The organism is Castellaniella denitrificans (genome assembly GCF_027214045.1).
In the GTDB taxonomy this organism is placed as follows: Bacteria; Pseudomonadota; Gammaproteobacteria; order Burkholderiales; family Burkholderiaceae_B; genus Castellaniella; species Castellaniella denitrificans_A.
The window spans coordinates 321,727-338,378 of the sequence record NZ_JAPWHE010000002.1 but is presented as its reverse complement, the minus strand read 5'-3'; the positions used below and the strand labels follow the sequence as shown (position 1 = coordinate 338,378).

20 protein-coding genes and 1 tRNA gene are annotated in these 16,652 nt (G+C 66.1%); 18 read left to right on the top strand and 3 right to left on the bottom strand.

What is annotated here, in order from left to right; genetic code table 11:
- Positions 1-41: 41 nt before the first annotated feature.
- From O4H32_RS05735 to sctC, 15 genes are read left to right on the top strand one after another with little or no spacing between them, the layout of a single operon-like run.
- The gene (locus tag O4H32_RS05735) at positions 42-425 is read left to right on the top strand and encodes a hypothetical protein (RefSeq protein ID WP_269357507.1); all 384 of its coding nucleotides are present in this window, start codon (positions 42-44) and stop codon (positions 423-425) included.
- A 15-nt stretch (positions 426-440) separates the two neighbouring features.
- Positions 441-866: a type III secretion system inner rod subunit SctI gene (sctI, locus tag O4H32_RS05730; RefSeq protein WP_269357505.1), complete on the top strand. Its 426-nt coding sequence runs from the start codon at positions 441-443 to the stop codon at positions 864-866.
- Positions 866-1,717, top strand: coding sequence for a type III secretion system inner membrane ring lipoprotein SctJ (sctJ, locus tag O4H32_RS05725; protein WP_269357504.1), 852 nt, complete (start codon positions 866-868; stop codon positions 1,715-1,717). Before sctI ends, sctJ begins: the two co-directional genes overlap by 1 nt.
- Positions 1,714-2,352 carry a SctK family type III secretion system sorting platform protein gene (locus O4H32_RS05720; RefSeq protein WP_269357502.1) on the top strand — a complete coding sequence of 213 codons (639 nt, stop codon included), beginning with the start codon at positions 1,714-1,716 and terminating at the stop codon, positions 2,350-2,352. Before sctJ ends, O4H32_RS05720 begins: the two co-directional genes overlap by 4 nt.
- Positions 2,322-2,960 (top strand): HrpE/YscL family type III secretion apparatus protein, encoded by a 639-nt coding sequence (locus O4H32_RS05715; protein WP_269357500.1) that lies wholly within the window; start codon positions 2,322-2,324, stop codon positions 2,958-2,960. The genes O4H32_RS05720 and O4H32_RS05715 overlap by 31 nt, the downstream gene beginning before the upstream one ends.
- A gap of 15 nt (positions 2,961-2,975) precedes the next feature.
- Entirely contained in the window at positions 2,976-4,313 is a 1,338-nt protein-coding gene (sctN, locus tag O4H32_RS05710; protein WP_269357499.1) for a type III secretion system ATPase SctN, read from the top strand.
- Positions 4,310-4,816, top strand: coding sequence for a type III secretion protein (locus tag O4H32_RS05705; RefSeq protein WP_269357497.1), 507 nt, complete (start codon positions 4,310-4,312; stop codon positions 4,814-4,816). The genes sctN and O4H32_RS05705 overlap by 4 nt, the downstream gene beginning before the upstream one ends.
- On the top strand, positions 4,813-5,382 hold the full coding sequence (locus O4H32_RS05700) for a type III secretion HpaP family protein (protein ID WP_269357495.1): 570 nt from the start codon (positions 4,813-4,815) through the stop codon (positions 5,380-5,382). Before O4H32_RS05705 ends, O4H32_RS05700 begins: the two co-directional genes overlap by 4 nt.
- Positions 5,383-5,404: 22 nt before the next feature.
- Positions 5,405-6,478: a type III secretion system cytoplasmic ring protein SctQ gene (gene sctQ, locus O4H32_RS05695; RefSeq protein ID WP_269357493.1), complete on the top strand. Its 1,074-nt coding sequence runs from the start codon at positions 5,405-5,407 to the stop codon at positions 6,476-6,478.
- Positions 6,468-7,148, top strand: coding sequence for a type III secretion system export apparatus subunit SctR (gene sctR / locus O4H32_RS05690; protein ID WP_269357491.1), 681 nt, complete (start codon positions 6,468-6,470; stop codon positions 7,146-7,148). The genes sctQ and sctR overlap by 11 nt, the downstream gene beginning before the upstream one ends.
- Positions 7,149-7,155: 7 nt before the next feature.
- Positions 7,156-7,422, top strand: coding sequence for a type III secretion system export apparatus subunit SctS (gene sctS, locus O4H32_RS05685; protein WP_269357489.1), 267 nt, complete (start codon positions 7,156-7,158; stop codon positions 7,420-7,422).
- A 13-nt stretch (positions 7,423-7,435) separates the two neighbouring features.
- Positions 7,436-8,236, top strand: coding sequence for a type III secretion system export apparatus subunit SctT (gene sctT, locus O4H32_RS05680; protein ID WP_269357487.1), 801 nt, complete (start codon positions 7,436-7,438; stop codon positions 8,234-8,236).
- Positions 8,233-9,285 carry a type III secretion system export apparatus subunit SctU gene (gene sctU, locus O4H32_RS05675; RefSeq protein WP_269357485.1) on the top strand — a complete coding sequence of 351 codons (1,053 nt, stop codon included), beginning with the start codon at positions 8,233-8,235 and terminating at the stop codon, positions 9,283-9,285. The genes sctT and sctU overlap by 4 nt, the downstream gene beginning before the upstream one ends.
- Before the next feature lie 7 nt (positions 9,286-9,292).
- The gene (locus tag O4H32_RS05670; protein WP_269357483.1) at positions 9,293-9,691 is read left to right on the top strand and encodes a CesT family type III secretion system chaperone; all 399 of its coding nucleotides are present in this window, start codon (positions 9,293-9,295) and stop codon (positions 9,689-9,691) included.
- A complete protein-coding gene (gene sctC / locus O4H32_RS05665) occupies positions 9,688-11,643 on the top strand; it encodes a type III secretion system outer membrane ring subunit SctC (RefSeq protein ID WP_331284276.1) in 1,956 nt (651 codons plus the stop codon). Before O4H32_RS05670 ends, sctC begins: the two co-directional genes overlap by 4 nt.
- A gap of 66 nt (positions 11,644-11,709) precedes the next feature.
- Here the strand turns inward: sctC and O4H32_RS05660 are convergent, their stop codons facing one another.
- Together O4H32_RS05660 and O4H32_RS05655 are read right to left on the bottom strand one after the other, a co-directional pair.
- Positions 11,710-12,300: an RNA polymerase sigma factor gene (locus O4H32_RS05660; RefSeq protein WP_269357479.1), complete on the bottom strand. Its 591-nt coding sequence runs from the start codon at positions 12,298-12,300 to the stop codon at positions 11,710-11,712.
- Between the two features lie 202 nt (positions 12,301-12,502).
- Positions 12,503-13,081, bottom strand: coding sequence for a BspR family type III secretion system anti-sigma factor (locus tag O4H32_RS05655; RefSeq protein ID WP_269357478.1), 579 nt, complete (start codon positions 13,079-13,081; stop codon positions 12,503-12,505).
- Between the two features lie 233 nt (positions 13,082-13,314).
- Here O4H32_RS05655 and O4H32_RS05650 point away from each other — a divergent pair, with 233 nt between their 5' ends.
- Positions 13,315-13,650 (top strand): STAS domain-containing protein, encoded by a 336-nt coding sequence (locus O4H32_RS05650; protein WP_269357476.1) that lies wholly within the window; start codon positions 13,315-13,317, stop codon positions 13,648-13,650.
- Between the two features lie 57 nt (positions 13,651-13,707).
- Here O4H32_RS05650 and O4H32_RS05645 read toward each other — a convergent pair whose 3' ends face one another.
- Positions 13,708-15,096 carry an L-serine ammonia-lyase gene (locus O4H32_RS05645; protein WP_269357474.1) on the bottom strand — a complete coding sequence of 463 codons (1,389 nt, stop codon included), beginning with the start codon at positions 15,094-15,096 and terminating at the stop codon, positions 13,708-13,710.
- A 184-nt stretch (positions 15,097-15,280) separates the two neighbouring features.
- Between O4H32_RS05645 and O4H32_RS05640 the strand changes: the two genes are divergently transcribed.
- A complete protein-coding gene (locus O4H32_RS05640; RefSeq protein WP_269357472.1) occupies positions 15,281-16,270 on the top strand; it encodes a GlxA family transcriptional regulator in 990 nt (329 codons plus the stop codon).
- Between the two features lie 42 nt (positions 16,271-16,312).
- A tRNA-Leu gene (locus O4H32_RS05635) sits at positions 16,313-16,397 on the top strand.
- Positions 16,398-16,652: the final 255 nt, after the last annotated feature.

Sequence of the window (16,652 nt, the reverse complement as noted above, 5' to 3'; positions counted from 1 at the left end):
CTTCGCCCGGATTTCAAGCCGTCTCTTCGGAGACGGCTTTTGTGCTTGAGGCCGACGATGCCCGCTTCCTGACCGAAATCGGCATGCTGGCCGCCGGTCGGGGGGACGTGCGCCGGGCGGATCCGATTTTCAATGCATTGCGCCGCGTGCGGCCGGACCGGGCCTATCCCCTGGTGGGGCTGGCCGTGGCGCGCCTGAACGCCGGCCGCGCCGCAGAGGCCGCCCGGCTGCTCGAAGACGCCGAATTCACCGACCCCGAAGAACAGGCGCTGGCGCGGGCCTGGTGCGGCCTGGCGCTGCAACTGGCCGGTCGGGGTGCCGAAAGCCGCCGGGCGCTGACCGACGCCGCCGCGCTGCCCGGGGAAGGCGCCGCGCTGGCCCGGCGGATGCTGGGCCTGGCCGTCGAAACGCAGAATGATGTGTAATCAAGGAGTCCGACCATGGAAATTGCTGCCCTGACGGCCGCGCTGGGTGCGCAGACTTTGCCTGCGACCCAGTCCGCGGCGCGCGCCGAGCCGGCCAGTCTGGTGACCGAGCGCTTCAACGCCCTGATGAACGCACCCCAGGACCCCGCGCTCGGCGGCGTCCCGGCGGCGCTGCAGTCGGCTTTTGCCGCGGCGCCACCGGATGCCTCGCCCACGCTGGGCGGCCAGATTCTTTCAGGCCTGCGTGGCGTGGCGACCGACTTTTCGGACAAATGGAAGGACGTCGCGCACAGCCTGGACGGCATGGGGGGGCAGCCGGCGGTCAGCGACATGCTGCGCCTGCAGACCGAACTGCTGCAGGTTTCGGTGCAGTACGAACTGGTGGGCAAGGCGGTGTCTCGCTCCACCCAGAATGTCGATACGCTGGTCAGGATGTCTTGATGGCTCTTTCAAACGTGTTTTCAACGTACTTCTTCGCTCGGACGCTGCGACTGGCCTTGGCCGCCGTGGTGCTGTCGGCCTTGGCGGCCTGCGGGTCCAATGTGACCCTGTATTCGTCGGCCAGCGAAGGCGAGGCCAACGAACTGCTGTCGGTGCTGCTGGATGCGGGCATCCATGCCGAAAAGATCTCCGGCAAGGAAGGGGTGGCGGTCTCCGTCGACGGTTCCCAGGTAGCCCGGGCCCTGGACATTCTGCGTTCCCGGGGTCTCCCGCGCGAGCGCTTCGACGGCATGGGTCAGATCTTCCGCAAGGAAGGCCTGGTGTCTTCTCCCCTGGAAGAGCGCGCCCGGTACATCTATGCCCTGTCTCAGGAACTGACCAATACCCTGTCGCAGATGGATGGCGTGCTGGCGGCGCGCGTGCACGTGGTGCTGCCCGAGCGGGGCGAAATCGGCGAAGCCGCCACCCCCTCGACGGCGGCCGTGTTCATCAAGCACCGGGTCGGCTATTCCTTCGACGCGCTCAAGCCCCAGATCCGCCAGTTGGTGACGCATTCCATCCCCGGCTTGACCGAAGACAGGGTCTCGATCGTGCTCGTATCCGCCCAGCCCGGCACGAGCGTGGACCGTGAGACTCCCGTGCAGGTCTCGCTCCTGGGGTTCCAGGTGGCGCAGACGTCGGCAGGGGGGCTTGGTGTGCTGCTGGGCGTGCTGGTGCTGCTGATCCTGGGGCTGGCCGGCGGCCTGGGCTACCTGCTTTGGCGCGGAGGCTGGTCGCTGCTGGGTGTCGTGCCCAAAGATCGTCGTGAACCGGCGATCCGTCAGCAGCCTGTGCGCGAGGGCTCCGAATGAGCGCCATGCTGTTCGGCGCGCGGCTGCTGGCGTTCAATCTTCTGCCCAGCCTTACGCTTCACCCCAGCCGGCACGCCGCCTTCGGGGCGCCGTCCCGGCCGGTGCCCGCCGCCTGCGCGGCCGCCTGGCACCGGCACTGGTCGGGCGCGATCCTGCGCCGGCTGGATCTGCATGATCGCCCGGTGCTCGACGCGGACCGGCCCGAACTCCCTCTGGCTCTGCTGCCCCCGGACCGTCTGGCCAGGCTCGCGCGCCACGTGGGCGCCGTGCGCTGCGCGCCGCGCTTGCGCCGGGTCGTGGCGGGCGACCAGGTGCGCGAGTTGTCGGCCGTGCTGGGGGCCGATGTGCTGGCCTTTGCCCAACAGGCGAAAACCGGACCCTGGTCCCGCCCGGCGGACCAGGATGCCGACCCCGTCATGGCGCTGGCCGGCCGCGTGGACCGGATCGGCCGCGCGGCCCTGCGCGCCGTTTTCCAGGCAGCCGGTCCGGAACTCGGCCGGCGCGCCGATCTCAGGCTGGAGGAAGATCCGGATGCCGAGCCGCCGGAAGAGGGCTGGGCGCCGCTGGATCTGACCTTGGCCGTTCTCGAACAAATAGAACCGACATGGCATTCCTCATTTCTCGCAACGCATTGAGTCCGCGCCCACTTGAGGCGATCCCGGACCCCTCGGCCCGTGTCCTGCGCGCGGCCGATTACACCGCGCTGGTCCAGGCCCAGGCGCTGCTCGACGAGGCGCGCGCGCAGGCCGACGCCATCCTGGCGGGCGCCCAGGAAGCCTTCGAGGCCGAGCGCCGCCGCGGCTACGAGGATGGCAAACAGGAGGCCTTGCTGGACCAGGCCGAGAAAATGATCGAGACCGTCGGGCGCACGGTGGATTATTTCGCGGGTGTCGAAAACGAGATGGTCGATCTGGTCATGTCGGCCGTGCGCAAGGTCGTCGACGGTTTCGACGACCGCGATAAAGTCATGATCGTGGTGCGCAATGTGCTGGCCGTGGTGCGCAACCAGAAGCACATGACCTTGCGGCTGAATCCCGATGAAGTCGAAGTCGTCCGTGCGCGGATCAACGACATCCTGGCCGAGTATCCCGGGATCGGCTACCTGGATCTGATGGCGGACGCCCGGCTGGCCCAGGGCGCCTGCATCCTCGAAAGCGAGATCGGCATGGTCGAGGCCAGTCTGGAGGGCCAGATCTCCGCCCTGCAGGGCGCTTTCCAGCGTACGCTGGGCAGCCGGGTCTAGGGCGAGGGCATGGCCATGCGTCAGTTCGAATACATCACCGAAATGATGGAAATGGCGTTGCACGATACGCCGACCCTGCGGATCAAGGGGCGGGTGACGCAGGTCATCGGGACCATCATCAAGGCCGTCGTGCCGACGGTCAAGGTCGGCGAAGTCTGCATCCTGCGCAATCCAGGCGAGAGTTTCGAAATGAAGGGCGAGGTCGTGGGCTTTGCCCGGGACGCCGCCTTGCTGACGCCGCTGGGGGACATGTACGGCATTTCGTCCGCGACCGAGGTCATCCCCACCGGCCGGGCGCATATGGTGCCCGTGGGGCCGGGCTTGCTGGGCCGGGTGCTCGACGGCCTGGGACGGCCCCTGGACGTGGTCGAGCGCGGGCCCCTGGAGGCGAGCAAGTTCTATCCCGTCTTCGCCGAGGCGCCCGATCCGCTCAAGCGCCGCATCATCGACAAGCCGCTGGAGCTTGGCGTGCGGGCGCTGGACGGCGTGCTGACCTGTGGCGAAGGCCAACGCATGGGCATCTTCGCGGCGGCCGGCGGTGGCAAGTCCACGTTGATGGGCATGCTGGTCAAGGGCGCCGACGTGGACGTGACCGTGGTGGCGCTGATCGGCGAGCGGGGGCGCGAAGTGCGCGAGTTCCTGGAGCACGAACTGGGGCCGGAGGGACGGCGCAAGAGCGTCATCGTGTGCGCCACCAGCGACAAATCCTCGATGGAGCGCGCCAAGGCCTCCTATGTCGCCACGGCCATCGCGGAGTACTTCCGCGACCAGGGCAAACGCGTGCTGTTCCTGATGGATTCGGTCACGCGTTTCGCCCGCGCGCAGCGCGAGATCGGCCTGGCGGCCGGCGAGCCGCCGACGCGCCGGGGTTATCCGCCGTCCGTCTTCGCGACCTTGCCCAAGCTCATGGAACGGGTCGGCATGAACGAGCACGGCTCCATCACCGCACTCTATACCGTGCTGGTCGAGGGTGACGACATGACCGAGCCCATCGCCGACGAAACGCGCTCCATCCTGGACGGGCACATCGTGCTGTCGCGCAAGCTGGGTTCCGCCAACCACTATCCGGCCATCGACGTGCTGGCCTCGGCCAGCCGGGTCATGAACGCCGTTGTGACGAGCGAGCACAAGCGGCTCGCCGGCCGGGTGCGCGAACTGATGGCCAAATACCAGGAAGTCGAACTGCTGGTGAAAATCGGCGAGTACAAGCGCGGCGGGGACGCCGTGACGGATGAAGCCATCGACAAGATCGATGCCATCAACCGTTTCCTGCGTCAAAAGACCGACGAGCATTCGACCCTGCCCGAGGCGATCGAGGCCATGGCCGCCATTGTCGGAGAGGCCGCCACATGAATGTGTTCCGCGAACTGATGGCCATCAAGCGCTTTCGCGAGGGGCAGGCGGAACTGGCCGTGACGCGGCAGCGCCTGGCGCTGGCCGAGGCCGAAAGACTGAGGGTACAGGCACTGGAGCAGCTCGAGGAATACCGACGCTGGTCGCAGCAAAGGGAACTGGACATGTACCAGGACCTGTGCAGCCGCCTGGTGCGCCCGAGCGAAATCGAGGACGTCCTGGACGACGTGGCCGGCTTGCGTGAAGGCGAGCATGATCGGGAAAACCGCGTCGAAGAAGCCGGGGAGCAGGCGCGCCGCGAGGCGGAGCAGTTGGCCCAGTTTCGCGAGGCGCATCGCGAGGCCTCGCGCATGGTCGAGAAATTCGTCCAGTTGGCCAGCTTGCACGCAGCCGAGGAATTGCGCGAAATGGAACGCAAGGAAGATCTGGAAATGGAAGAGGCCGCGTCCGTGACGCGCGACCATGACGACTGGACACAGCATGACGAATATGAGCCCGCATGAACATGACTGAGCGCCGCATTGATCTGGACATCGGTCTGGCCCGAAGCATGCCGGACCTGGGGCAGCAGGGCGCAGGCACGCCGCGCCGCGACGCGTCCGACGCGGATCGCCGCGCTTTCGAACAGGCGCTGGCGCAGGATGGCGGCGCATCGTCGCAGGAAACCGCCGATTCGTCGGTCGAGACGCCCAAACCGTTCGTTTTTCCCGGTACGATCATGCCTCCCGGGGTGCCGGAGCCCGGGGCCGCCCCGGAAGGTCTGGCGAAAGCGTTGAGCGAGGCGGCCGACCGCATGCTGGTGGGCGATGGCGGCAGCGGCCGACGCGAGGTGCGCCTGGATCTGAAGGCCGAGGTCCTGCCGGGTGTGACCTTGTCCGTCTACGAGGAAGAAGGCCGCCTGGTGGCCGCTTTCACCTGCGCCAGCGAGGCTTCGCGCGAAACGCTGAACCGTTGCGCGCAGTCCCTGGCCGACGAGCTTGCGCAATCGCTCGCGCGCGCCGTGCTGGTGCGGGTGAGCACCGATGACCCGGAAGACCCCTGCCTGTTGGAAGCGGCCGCGGCCGCATGATGAAGATGGTTTCATGGATGCGATGAACACATTGTCCCCACGGATCGCCACCCTGCCGCGCTTGACCGCCAATCAGGCCCAGGCGCTGACACTCGTCGCGATCCACGGCGCGGATCTGCGGGTCGCGCTCCCGGTGCCCGACGGCGCCGACGCGCCCGCAGACAACTGGCACCTGGGGCTGACGCCGGGCGTGCCGGATGCCCTGCGCCAGGCGGCCTCTTATCGGGCCGATCTGGAATGGGCGGGCGCCGCCTTGCGCTTGAGCATGCCGCCGGCCGCCCTCACGGCCTGGGTCGATGCCCGGCTGCCGGAACTGGGGGCGGGGGAACTGCCCGAGGCGTTGCGGGCGGCCGCCCTGGAGACGCTGCTGGCCGAGGCGGCGACGGCGCTGACGTCGGTTTCGACGGGCGGCCCGGTGCACGTCCTGGCCGAGCCCCGCGAGGTGTCGTTGCCCCATGTCTGGACCCTGGCCGCCCGGGCGGAGACGCGCGGCGAAACGGCGCTGATGGTGCTGGAGGCCGATGACCTGGGGCTGATGCTGCTGGCCGGCCTGCTGGGCCGGGTGCCGCCGGGCGGGTCGGAGGTCTGCGATGAATCGGCCCTGCCGGTCCGTCTGCGCGCGGAGATCGGGTGTGCCGATCTGCCGACCGCCGAACTGCGCGCCCTGGGCGCGGGCGATGTCATCCTGCTGGACCAGTATCTGGTCGGCCCCGAGGGCGAACTCTGGCTGGGCATTCCCCAGGGCCAGGGCCTGCGCGTGCGTGCCGAACACTCCTCTTATCTCGTGACTCAAGGCTGGACTTCACTCATGACTCAAACCGCCCCTCCCGCTGAAGACGCACCGCCCGCCGAGCCGCTGGACCTGGACGCCGTGCCGGTGCGGCTGACTTTCGACCTGGGCGACCGTGCCCTGCCGCTGGCCGAACTGCGCGCGTTGCAGCCGGGCGCCATATTCGACCTCCAAAGACCGCTGGCCGACGGGCCGGTCATGATCCGCGCCAACGGTGCGCTGATCGGCACCGGCGACCTGGTCGAGGTGGAAGGCCGGATCGGCGTGCGCGTCGGCACACTGGGCCAGAAATCCCATGAGCGGTAATTTCGATCCCATCAGCCTGGCCATCGCACTGGCGCTGCTGGCGCTGTTGCCGCTGGCCGCCGTGATGACCACCTCCTTTCTGAAGCTGGCCGTGGTGTTCGCATTGGTGCGCAATGCCCTGGGTGTGCAGCAAGTGCCGCCCAACATGGCGCTCTATGGCCTGGCCGTGATCCTGTCGGTCTATGTGATGGGGCCGGTGGTCATGCAGGTCGGACAAGAGTTGCGCGCCGTGAGTGCGCCGGTCAGCCAGTCCGCCGCCGCCGAGCCACGCAACGATCCGGTCGGCTCGATGCTGACCGCCGTGGCGCGGGGCATCGAGCCGCTGCGCGGTTTCATGCTGAAGAACAGTCGACCCGAGCAGCGGGATTTCTTCGTGCGCACCGCGCGCCATCTGTGGGGCGAGGCCCAGGCGCGCGAGCTGCGACAGGACGACATGATCGTGCTGATCCCGGCTTTTCTGGTATCGGAGCTCACGGCGGCGTTCCAGATCGGTTTCCTGCTCTACCTGCCCTTCGTCATCATCGACCTGATCGTGTCCAACATCCTGCTGGCGATGGGCATGATGATGGTGTCGCCGGTCACGATCTCCATGCCGCTCAAGCTCTTCCTGTTCGTCATGATCGACGGCTGGACGCGGCTGATCCAGGGCCTGGTCCTGTCCTACTCCTGAGGCGCGCATGGGAACCGTCGATATCGTCTCCTACATGACCCAGGCGCTTTACCTGACGTTGTGGCTGTCGCTGCCGCCAATCGCCGTGGCGGCCATCGTGGGGACGCTGTTTTCGTTGTTCCAGGCGTTGACGCAGATCCAGGAGCAGACCCTGTCCTTCGCGATCAAGCTGATCGCCGTGTTCGTGACCCTGCTGTTCACGGCGCGCTGGCTCAGCGGCGAGCTCTACAACTACGCCGTGTCCGTGTTCGACCTGTTCCACAAGATACGCTGAGGACGGACGGGACATGCTCAACGGTGCGGCCTATGCGGAAGTCAATGTGTTCCTGGGGGCCTGGGCGCTGACACAGCCCAGGCTCCTGGCCATGTGCGCCATGCTGCCCCTGTTCAACCGGCAACTGCTGCCGGGCCTGCTGCGTTACGGCATCTGCGCCGCGCTCGGGCTGGTGCTGGTGCCCATGGTGATGCCGCGCTACGCGGAACTGGACCTGGGCACGGCGGCCTTGCTGCTGCTGATCGCCAAGGAAGTCTTCATCGGCCTGGTGATGGGCTACCTGGTGGCGTTGCCGTTCTGGATTTTCGAAGCGGTCGGTTTCGTCATCGACAACCAGCGCGGCGCCAGTCTGGGGGCCACCATCAACCCGGCCACGGGCAACGATTCCTCGCCCATGGGCATCCTCTTCAATCAGGCGTTCATGGTGTTTTTCCTGGTCGGCGGCGGCTTCACGCTGATGCTGACGCTGCTGTACGACAGTTTCCGCCTGTGGGATCTGTGGTCCTGGTCGCCGACGCTGCGCGCCGACAGCATCCCGCTGATGCTGGACCAGCTCAGCCGCTTCATGCGGTTGGTGCTGCTGTTCGCCGCGCCTGCCATCGTGGCCATGTTTCTGGCCGAGCTGGGCCTCGCCCTCGTCAGCCGCTTTGCGCCGCAACTGCAGGTGTTCTTCCTGGCCATGCCCATCAAGAGCGGCCTGGCGTTGCTGGTGCTGGTGCTCTACATGAGCCCGCTGTTCGAATATGCCGGCGACACGGTGCGCGACATTCCCGGCATCCTGCCTTTCCTCGATGATCAATGGAGGCTTCCATGAGCGGAGAAAAGACCGAACAGCCGAGCGCCAAGCGGCTGCGCGAATCCCGCGAGAAAGGGGACGTCGCGCACAGCAAGGACTTCACCCAGACCTTGCTGATCCTGGCCTTGTTCGGCTACATGCTGGCCAATGCCACGAACCTGATCGAGTCGCTGGGCCGGATCCTGCTGACACCGGCGGGCCTGACGGGCATGCCCTTTGAAATAGCGCTCAAGGCCGCGCTGGACACCGTCTTGCGCGAGGCCTTGCTGCTGTTGCTGCCTTTTTTCCTGATCGTGCTGGGCATCGGCATGTTCAGCGAGTTCCTGCAGGTCGGCATCGTGCTGGCCTTCAAAAAACTGATCCCTTCGGGGAAAAAGCTCAACCCCGCCAGCAATCTGAAGAACATCTTCTCCAAGAAGAATCTGGTCGAATTCCTCAAATCGGCTTTCAAGATCGCTTTTCTCTCGGTCCTGGTCACGATGGTGGTGCGCGATGCGCTGCCCCAACTGATGTCGGTGCCGCACAGCGGGCTGGCCGGCTTGCAGATCGGCGTGGGCGGCATGCTGCGCACGCTGATCGTCAATGTGGCGGTCGCCTACGTCATCATCTCCCTGGCCGATTTCGTCTGGCAGCGCATGCAGCACCGCAAGCAGCTGATGATGAGCAAGGAAGAAGTCAAGCAGGAATACAAGGAAATGGAAGGCGACCCCCACATCAAGGGCAAGCGCAAGCACCTGCACCAGGAAATGGTCATGCAGGGTGCCGTCCAGAGCGCGCGCAAGGCCACGGTGGTGGTGACCAACCCGACGCACCTGGCGATCGCGCTTTACTATGACGAAGACGAAACGCCGCTTCCCGTGGTGCTCGCCAAGGGCGAGGGCGCCCTGGCGGAGGAAATGATGCGCGCCGCGCGTGAAGCCGGCGTGCCCGTCATGCAGAACATCCCCCTGGCGCGTGCCTTGATGGCCGACGCGCAGCTGGATCAATACGTCCCGAGCGAACTCATCGAACCTGTTGCCGAAGTGCTGCGCCTGGTGCGCAAGCTGGCGGCGGAATCACCGGAGTAGAAGAACGATGACCGTCCCATCCCATCCCTTGATCGCGGACTACGCCGCCCGTCACGACATTTCCGACGGTGTGCGCGCCGATGGCCGCCTCACGATCCGGATCGACGAAAAATATCGGGTGCACCTGCTGGGCGCCCGCAACGGCTGGCTGGCGATCAACGCGCGGCTGTGTTCCCTGCCGCCCGACGGCCCGGGCCGTGAGCGGTTTTTCGCGGAGATCGGCCGACACGCCACTGGCATGCTGAGCAGTCACCCTTCGACCTGCGTCGTCGATCCGGCGCAAGACGCGCTGTGGCTGCAGCAGATGGTGCGGCCCGACACGGATGCCGTCGGGCTGGACGAGGCCGTGGGCGATTTCGCCAATGCCCTATCGTTCTGGATCAGCGCGGTGCGGCGGGCGGCATGATGATGACACGCAATGCAGGAGGTATTTTGTTGAAACGTTGGATTCCAGCCTGCGCGCTGGCCTTGTGCCTGGTGGGCACGACCGCCCGCGCCGCGCCCAGTTGGCCCCTGGCGGCCTACAGCTACTACGCCCAGGATGAAAGTCTGCAGAGCGTCCTGCGGCAGTTCGCGGGCGGTTTCAGTCTGGCCCTGGAGATGGCGCCCGGCGTCAAGGGGACGGTCAACGGCAAGTTCAACACCGCGACGCCCACCGAGTTCATCGACAAGCTGGGCGGGGTGTACGGGTTCAACTGGTTCGTCTATTCGGGCACCTTGTTCGTCAGTCCCGCCAGCGCCATGGTCACGCGTTCGGTCAGCGCCATGGGCAGTTCGATCACGGCGCTGCGCGACGCCCTGCTGGAATTGGGCGTGCTCGACCCGCGCTTTGGCTGGGGAGAACTGGCCGATCAGGGCATCGCCCTGGTCTCGGGCCCCCCCGCCTACGTCAAGCTGGTGCAGAAAATGGTGGCCGCATTGCCCCTGGGCGCGGGCGGACAGCAAGTGGCGGTGTTCCGCCTCAAGTATGCTTCGGTCAACGACCGCACCGTCAGCTATCGCTCGGAAAGCGTCGTGACGCCTGGTTTGTCGACCGTGTTGCGCAACCTGATCCTGGGCTCGGGCTCGGGCGCCAACAACGAGACGCTGGCGGCGGTGGCCGCGCCCCTGCGCGATAACCCGCCGGTGTTCGCCAGCCCGGAAGCGGACGCCGGCGGTGCGCCGGCTGGCGGCGCATCCGGCGCGACCGGATCGGCGGCTCCGGAGACCAAACGGCGGGCGGGCGCGGGCCCGGGATTGCGGTTCCGCGAGCCGACGGTGCAGGCGGATCCCCGCCTGAACGCCATCATCGTGCAGGACATCCCGGACCGCATCCCCATCTACCGGCAGCTCATCGAACAGCTCGACGTGCCGAGCACGCTGATCGAAATCGAGGCGATGATCGTCGACGTGAATTCCGACAACGTCAGCGAACTGGGTGTCACCTGGGGCGCCAAGGCCGGGAACGCGACCTTCGGGTACAGCGATTTCGGCCTCACCCCCAGCAACGGCCTGCCGCTGGACAGCGCGGCGTCGCTGGCGCCGGGCACCCTGGGACTGTCCGTCACCAATGTGCTGGCGGCCCGCCTGCACGCGCTGGAAACCAAGGGGGCGGCCAACATCCTGTCGCAGCCGTCCATCCTGACGGCAGACAACATGGGCGCCCTGATCGACCTGTCGGACACGTTCTACATCCAGACCACGGGCGAGCGCGTGGCGACCGTCACGCCCGTCACGGTCGGCACGTCGCTGCGTGTCACGCCGCGCTACATCGAGGGCAGCGGCGACCAGCGCCGGGTCGAGCTCACGGTGGACATCGAAGATGGCCGCATCCAGGACGAACGCAAGATCGGCACGCTGCCGACCGTGCGCAAGAGCAGCATCAGCACCTTGGCCATCGTGGGTGATGGACAGACCCTGCTGGTCGGCGGCTACAACAGCAGCCAGGACAGCCAGCAGGTCGACAAGGTTCCGGGCCTGGGGGATATCCCCCTGCTGGGCGCGCTGTTTTCCAGCAAGAGCAAGACCACGCAGCGCCGCGAGCGGCTGTTCCTGCTGCGCCCGCGCGTGGTGTCGATCCAGGGCCATGCCGTGGCCCCGCCGCGCCTGCAGTCGGGCGATACGGGTCCGGCCCTGAGCGCGACCTGGCCTGACAATGGAAAGCCCATGAGCGCGGGCGAGTATCTCGACCTGATCCAGGGGCAGCAGACGCGGGTGCGTTTCGATGCGGTGCGCGAAGCCTCCGTGTCGGGTCCGGTGCGGGTCGGCCCCGCCTATGTCGAATCCAAGGCGCTGGGAGACGCGGACATGCCGCGCGGGGGCGCCGCCGCCGTGGCCGGCACGGCCGTGCATGTGGAGTTGCCGCCGGCCCGGCCATAAAGGCAGCGGGCCGTGGACAACGTCCACGGCCCGCTCGCGGAATGCCGTGCGGTGGCGGGCGGGCCGCTAGAAATGCAGCGTCATGCCCTTTTGCTGCAACCTGTCGCGCAGCGCGGTGCGCGCCCGCGACAGACGGCTGCGCACGGTGCCGATGGGCACCGACAGCAGGGCGGCCGCTTCCTCGTAGGACAGATTGTCCATCCCCACCAGCAACAGGATGCTGCGCATGCTTTCGGGCAGTTCGTCCAGAGATTCCTGCAGCAGGCGCATGGATTGGGATTGCTCGACGGCTTCCTCGGGGGTGAGTGCGTCCGTGGCGAGATCCGCGAGGCTGCTGTCGCCGACGAAATCATAGCGGCGCTCAGGCGCCCGGGACAGATGATTGCGGATCAGGTTCAGCGCGATGCCGTACAGCCAGGTCGACAGTTGCGATTCGCCGCGGAAGGTCCGGTACGAACGGGCCGCCTCGGTGAAGGCCTGCTGGGCAAGGTCTTCGGCCTCGGTGGAGTTGCCGATGTGCCGGATGATGAAGCGCTGAAGCCGGCTGCTATGTTCCTGGACCAGTTCGCGGAACAGTCTTTCCTCGGCGGGGTCGGCCCGATCCGCCGGAATCGCGGATGCCGGTTGGGCGTTGTCAGAATCGAGAGAAGGGCTCATGGTGAGGAGACTCAGCGGCTGACGCAGTTGCTGACACTTCAAGCAGATGCCATGAAGCTTTGCAACAAACGGATGTGATGTTTATAACATTGAATCCAGTAAGGTTAATCACTGGATCTACACCCGGATCACCCGGTATGGGTGTGCCTTTGAGTCTCTCGGGGAACAGGCCGCGCGCCGACGGCGGCATCGTTCCTGGGTTTCAGCCTTGTTGCAGCAGGTCGCGCAGCCAGGACTGGGCCGTGTCGGCCATCACCGGGCTTTGTCCCTGGGCGGACGCCTGCTCGAACCGGAGCTGCATGGCGGCGTCGATTTCCTGGCGGCGCTGCGTGCTCAGGGAAGCGGGATCGATGGTCAGCGCGCGGCAGGCGGTCAGGAAACCGGCACCCCGCGCGCTGGCGGAGTGGTCCAACTGGGTGGCGAAGTCCACGCCGGACAGCGCCTGGCTGGACGTCTGTGCCATGTCCAGGGCCTGGGAAACCGTGCGCGAGGACAAGGGTTTGCCCGGGGTGGGCTCCAGTCCCAGTTCGCGGACGATGGTCTGGGTAATGCCGTTTCCGTAGCTGTTGGCGAGGGCATCGGTGAACAGGCGCGTCGTATCGATGTCGGGCGCGACCCATGCCACGTTGCGCCCGCCCGGCGTCGCGCCAGTGCCCAGCACTTGCATGGATTGCCCCGAAACGGAAATGTAGACGGCCTCGGAGTCATGCGCGGCGGCCTCGAAGTGCGCTAGACTCGGGCTACCCTGCGAAGCAAGCGGAACGGATGGATTGATATTCATAAAAAAGCCATGTAGTGCGGGCGGGATGTTGAACCGCACGCCGGACGATAGTACCGGCGCCGCTTACTAGGTGGCTAGGATAGCGAAAAGGTTCCAGTCGTACTGTACCCCGACCTTTCCAGTGTATCTTTTGCTTACCTGCCGCGCGGGGAAAACGGCGCGCCCGACGATGTGTCATCGAACGGTCGTTTGGCGTATGATGAGGGACGATTTTGTGTCCAATCAAATTTGCCATGCCTTTTGTCATCGAGAAGTCAGGATCTGCGCTCATTTGCCAGCCCGAAGGGCTGGTCAACAGCGCCAATGCCGCTGTCTTCGAGGCGGACCTGATGGCGCAGGTCGAAAAGGGCGAGCGCCACATCGTGCTCGATCTGGCGCGGCTGAACTACATTTCCAGCGCCGGCCTGCGGGTCGTGTTGCTGCTGGCTAAAAAGCTCAAGCAGGCCGACGGTGCGCTGATCCTGTGCGATATCCAGCCCAATGTGCGTGAAGTCTTCGAGATCAGCGGCTTTCTTGCCATCCTGAAAGTCTGCGAGACCCGCGCCGAGGCCATTGCCGCCTTTAACTGACGGCCATGCCCGCGGGCAGCGGGCCGAAGACGATGATGAGCCGCCTGATGGCGGCTTTCAGCATTCCACCACGTTCACGGCCAGTCCGCCGCGCGAGGTTTCCTTGTATTTCGACTGCATGTCGGCACCGGTCTGGCGCATGGTCTCGATGACCGTGTCCAACGAGACATGGTGCTTGCCATCGCCATGCAGCGCCAGGCGCGAGGCGTTGATGGCCTTGTTCCCGCCCATCGCGTTGCGTTCGATGCACGGGATCTGCACCAGGCCGCCCACGGGGTCGCAGGTCAGGCCCAGGTTGTGTTCCATGCCGATTTCAGCCGCGTTCTCGATCTGTTCCACCGTCCCGCCCTGGACCGCCGTCAGCCCCGCCGCCGCCATTGAACAGGCCACGCCCACCTCACCCTGGCAGCCGACCTCGGCCCCCGAGATCGAGGCGTTTTCCTTGTAAAGAAAGCCGATGGCCGCCGCCGTCAGCAGGAAGTCCACGACGCCGTCCTCCGACCAGCCCGGAATGAAGTCCCGGTAATAGCGCAGCACGGCCGGCAGCAGGCCGGAGGCCCCGTTGGTCGGCGCCGTCACCACGCGCCCGCTGGCGGCGTTTTCCTCGTTCACGGCCATGGCGTACAGGTTTACCCAGTCCATGGCGAACATCACATCGTCCTTTTTCTTCGGACCCGCCTTCAACTGGGCGTACAGCGCCGGGGCGCGACGGCGCACCTTCAGGCCGCCAGGCAGGATTTCGTCGGTGACCGGGCCGTTCAGGCCACAGCCCCGGTCGATCGACTCGTCCATGACGCGGGCGATGCGCAGCACGCCGGCGCGGACTTCCTCGGGCGGGCGCAGGACGGATTCGTTGCCCATCATCAATTGCGCGATCGTCAGCCCGTGTCGGCGGCAGGTGTCCATGAGTTCGGCACCGGTGGCAAACGGGTAGGGCATCGGCGCGTGCTCGGGCACCGTCTCGTCCGTCTCGATGCTGTCCAGCGCGCGGATGAAGCCGCCGCCGATCGAGACATAGCGTTCGTCCAGCAGCGTTCCGCCACCGGCATCCAGCGCGATGAAGCGCATGCCATTAGGGTGTTCCGGCATGGGCTTGACCCGTCCGGAGAAGGCGGTTTCAGGGTCGAAGTCGATCGTGTGGCTGCGCCAGATCGTCAGCCGGTGTTCGCGCACCACCGCGCCGACCAGTCCGCCGATGGCGGCGGGGTCGACGGTGTCCGGGGCCTCGCCCATGAGGCCCAGCATGATTCCCACGTCGGTGCGGTGGCCGGCGCCTGTTTCCGCGAGGGATCCGTAGAGATGGATCCGCAGGCCTGCGGTCCGCGACAGCAGACCGCGGTCATGCAGATTGCGGGCGAAGTTGCGGGCTGCCCGCATCGGTCCCACCGTATGCGAACTGGAGGGCCCGATGCCGATTTTGAAAATGTCGAAGACCGACAGCGCCATATGCTTTCTCCTGTGTGCGCGGTTTTGGCTTCATTCTAGTGATTTGGCTGATTCTGGATTGAACATAAACGACATAAAAGATGAATGAATCATGAGAAAATCCGTCTGTCGGCTTCTCATGAGAGATCTGCGACAGGCAATCCATTTCTTTGGTAGAACAAATACGACATACATCAGGTTTTTCATGAATGAAAGCGACATTTCTGTCCGCATCGGTTTCGTTCTGCTGCCGCAGTTCGCCATGGGCGCGTTCGCCGCGTTCGCCGATCTGCTGGGGCTGCTGGATGCGCAGACCGACACGGCGGGCCCCTGCGCCTGGGAAGTGGTGGCGGACACGCTGATTCCCGTGCGCTCGGCCAGCGGCATCCAGGTCGTTCCGACCGACTTGCTGGGCGACCCCTTGCGGTTCGACTATGTCGTGCTGGTGGGCGGTCCGCTGGCTCCGGCGGTCGAAGCGGGGCCGGTGCTGGCGGCCTGGCTGCGACAGGCGGCCGGGGGCGGCCGTCATCTGGTCGGGCTGGGCAACGCGGTGTATCTGTTGGCGCGCACCGGCCTGCTGACCGGCCACCGGCTATGCGTGGGCGGCGGCCAGTACCGGGATTTCGTCGACCGTTTTCCGGCCGTCGCGCCGGAACGGATCGTGACCGACCGGCCCGCAGTGTTCGACCGGCGCCGCATCACATGCGCCGGCGGGGCGGCCGTCATCGATGTCGCCGCGCGCATCCTGCGCCGCCACTTGCCCGAGGCCGACATCCGGCGCGCGCTGCGTTGCCTGCAGTTCGACGTCGACGGCGCGCAGGGCGGACAGATCCAGCCGCCGCCGTCCGGCGTGCCGGCCGACAGCCCGCCCGCGTTGCGCCGCGCCACGCTGGTCATCGAACAATATGCGGGCCAGATTCCCGGCCTGGACGGCCTGGCGGATCGCCTGGGCCTGTCCCTGCGCCAGTTGCAGCGCCTGTTCCGCCAGCATCTGGGCACCACGCCCCAGGCCTATGCGCGCGGCGTACGCCTGCGCCAGGCCGCCTGGATGCTGCGCCATACCGACAAGGCCATCGCCGCCATCGCCTCCGATTGCGGTTTTGCCGATGCGGCCCACATGGGGCGGGCCTTTCGCGCCGGGTATGGCATGGCGCCGGGCGCCTGGCGGCGAACCCATGCGGAAAACACCGTATAATGACGATCCTTTTCCGGGAAGGCGATCCGCCTGCCCGACCCTGCCCGGGTGGTGAAATTGGTAGACGCAGGGGACTCAAAATCCCCCGCCGCAAGGCGTGCCGGTTCGATTCCGGCCCCGGGCACCACCCCCAAATCTTCTGCTAATTCAAGCCATTGGAAGATTTCTCAGTACAAGCCCCGCACCGGGGGATTTTCCTAAAGTTGTGGTCAGGTACGGATTCGGTACAGTGATGCGGCGCTAGCCTCATACCGAAGTGCGCATGGCTACGATTTCTGGGGGGCGGGTGACATCCACCACGCCGGATGAGAATCAACAGTCATAGCGCAGAAACAAACTGCGGCGTATCATGAATTAATGGTCTTGGCCGGATCGGTTATTC